The sequence below is a fragment of the Mycolicibacterium arseniciresistens genome, assembly GCF_030519285.1.
Lineage (GTDB): Bacteria > Actinomycetota > Actinomycetes > Mycobacteriales > Mycobacteriaceae > Mycobacterium > Mycobacterium arseniciresistens.
In genome coordinates, this window is sequence record NZ_JAUMSQ010000479.1 from 1 (window position 1) to 2855 (window position 2855).

At 72.5% G+C, this 2855-nt stretch carries 3 protein-coding genes; 1 reads left to right on the forward strand and 2 read right to left on the reverse strand.

Annotation, left to right across the window (positions count from 1 at the left end):
• Nucleotides 1-634 (reverse strand): enolase C-terminal domain-like protein (locus Q2100_RS30715; RefSeq protein ID WP_302917053.1); only part of this gene is annotated, 634 nt, incomplete at its 3' end.
• Nucleotides 635-657: 23 nt separating this feature from the next.
• On the opposite strand from Q2100_RS30715, the gene Q2100_RS30720 reads away from it, so the two are divergent.
• Nucleotides 658-1647: a haloalkane dehalogenase gene (locus tag Q2100_RS30720; protein ID WP_328518148.1), complete on the forward strand. Its 990-nt coding sequence runs from the start codon at nt 658-660 to the stop codon at nt 1645-1647.
• A 10-nt stretch (nt 1648-1657) separates the two neighbouring features.
• On the opposite strand, the gene Q2100_RS30725 is transcribed toward Q2100_RS30720, so the two are convergent.
• A partial coding sequence (locus tag Q2100_RS30725) for an aldehyde dehydrogenase family protein (RefSeq protein WP_302917054.1) occupies nt 1658-2855 on the reverse strand: 1198 nt, incomplete at its 5' end.

A 2855-nucleotide genomic window follows, 5' to 3' on the forward strand; every position in this document is an offset into this window, starting at 1 on the left:
CGCACCGGAGCACGGCGAGGTCCGCGGCGTCGGCGAGCGCGCCGGGCGTCACCTCGGTCGGGTCGGCGGCCGACGCGTCGACGGCGACCAGGACATCGACCCGGTGGTGCACCGCGGCGAGCTCTCCGATTGTGCGGCAAGGATGTTCGATGAACTCGAGACCGCCGGCGGCTTCGGCGAGCGCTTCGATGGCACGCACCGCCGTGTCGACGTCCCACCGCCGGTACGGGATGCAGCGCAGGCCACCGGCCGTGCCGATGGCGTCGCGGACGGCGGCGACGCGGGCGATGTCGCCGGCGAGGGAATCCGCGGTACCGATGACGGTGACGTCGGCGGCTCGGCAACCGGACGAGGCGGTCATCGCGTGCGCGCGGTCGGTGTCGACGGCGGGCACCGGAACGGCGATCGGCACCCGCCCGCGCAGCGGGTCGGGCCAGCCCACGGTGCCCGGTTCGGCGGCAGCGGTCAGCCAGCGCGCGGCCTCGGTGTCACCGCCGTCGGCGGGCGGGCTGAACTCGCCCCACCCCTGCGGACCCTCGAGCAGCATGCCTTCGCACACCGTCGGCCCACCCCGGGCGTCGATCGCCGGGATGGCGAACGCGGGTGCGGCGTCGAAGTCTATTAATGTTCTCACCAGCAGACCAAGCTACGGGTTCGGTGTCCGACGACGCGGTGGGACGGGTGAAGATGGACGTCTTGAGGACACCCGACCACCGTTTCGCGGACCTGCCCGGCTTCGACTTCGCACCGCACTACATCGACGTGCGAAGCCGCGGGGGCGAGCCGGTGCGGATGCACTACGTCGACGAAGGACCGCCCGATCGCCCTGCGGTGCTGCTGCTGCACGGACAGCCCACGTGGTCGTACCTCTACCGGACGACGATCGGGGTGCTCGTGGATGCCGGGCACCGCGTCGTCGCACCGGACCACATCGGCTTCGGTCGCTCCGACAAGCCAACGCAGAGAACGGATTACACCTTCGGCCGGCACGTCGACTGGGTGCACAGCCTGGTCACCGGGCTGGATTTGCGGGAGGTGACCCTGGTGGCTCAGGACTGGGGCGGGCCGATCGGGCTGAGCGTGCTGGCCCGCGACCCGGACCGGTTCTCCGGCGTGGTCGCCAGCAACACCATCCTGCACACCTGTGACCCCGCGTTGGAGGGGGCCCTGACGTGGCCGCACCACGGAGTCGGCGACGATGCGGTGCTGTTGACCGAGACGCTGTTGGACTATGTGTCGTACTACCAGCGCAGTCCCACTATCACAGCCAGCATGTTCCTCGATGCGGTCGCCGGGCCGCTGGAACCCGGTGTGCTCGCCGCGTACGACGCGCCGTTCCCGGACCCGTCCTATCAGGCCGGGCTGCGGCAGCTCACCGCGCTGATCCCGTTGACGCGCAACGATCCTGGCGCCGCGATCGGACGCGCCACGATGGCCGCGCTCGAGCGGTGGCACCGGCCGTTCCTGACGGCCTACTCCGACGGTGATCCCGCGACGGCCGGCTGGGAGAAGGTGTTCCAGCAGCGGGTGCCGGGGGCGCGGGATCAGGCGCACGTGACCATCGCGGGTGCGGGCCACTTCGTGCAGGAGCAACGCGGGGCCGAACTCGGCCGCATCGTCGCGGATTTCGCCGGGGCCGGGCGGTGAGCCGGCCGGATCACGCCGGCGGCGGTGACCAGTGCACCACCTTCATGGCAGTCATCTCGTCGAGGAGTTCCGGGCCGTAGCCCATGCCGCTGCCACTGGCGCGGCGCGGTTCGGCGGCGCCGCCCGGCGCCCCGCCGAATACGGCGTTGATCTTCACCGTGCCCACCGGAAGCGCCCGCCACGCCTCCTGTGCGTGCGCCATGTCCGGCGTCAGCACGGTGGCCGCCAGGCCATAGTGGTCGTCGGCCGCCTCCGCGAGCGCGGTGCCGAAGTCCGGAACCACCCGCACCGGGGCGATCGGACCGAACGTCTCCTCGCGGAACACCAACATGTCCGGAGCGCAGTCGGTCAGCACGGTCGGCGGATAGAAGGTGCCCGGCCCGCGGCCCTGCTCGCCCCCGGCGAGCACCCGCGCTCCCTCCTTGACCGCCTCGGTGACGTGCCGGTGCACCACTTCGCGCTGACGCTCGTCGACAAGCGGCCCGATCCGGTCGGCCCAGACGCCGGCCTGCTCGACGAGCGCGTCGAGGAACGGTTGGGCGACGGATCTGGTGACGAAGATGCGTTCCACGGACACGCAGATCTGGCCCGCGTTGGCGAAGGCGCCCTGCGCCGCCTGCTCGGCGGCCCACCGCGGGTCGACGCCGTCGTCGACGAGCAGCGCGTCGTTGCCGCCGTTCTCCAGGATCGCCTTGGCGCCCCGCTCGGCGCAGGCCCGGGCGATGGCGCGGCCGGTGACACTGCTGCCGACATGCGCGACGACGTCGACCTCGTCGGCTGCGGCGAGCCGGGCGCCCACCGTCGCGTCGCCGTCGACGATCTCCAGCACTCCGTCGGGCAGCTGGGCGGCCAGCAGTTCGGCGAACCGGCGGCCGGTGCCCGGGCACCGCTCACTGGGCTTGTGCACGACGGTGTTGCCGGTCACCAGCGCAGCGCCCAGCAGTCCGGCCGCCACAGCGACGGGGTCGTTCCACGGCGTCAGCACCGCCACCACGCCGCGTGGCTCGGGGATCATCAGGTCGGTGGCCGACCAGCCGCCGTGCAGGCTGCGGCCGCGGTGCAGCGGGCCCAGTTCCGCGTACTGGACGAGTGTCCCGGCGCCGGCCTCCACACCGCCGCGCGCGTCGTCGATGAGCTTTCCGGTCTCACGTTCGTTGAGGCCGGCCAGCTCGTCGGTGGCGGCGCGCACCGCGCCGGCGGCCGCACTC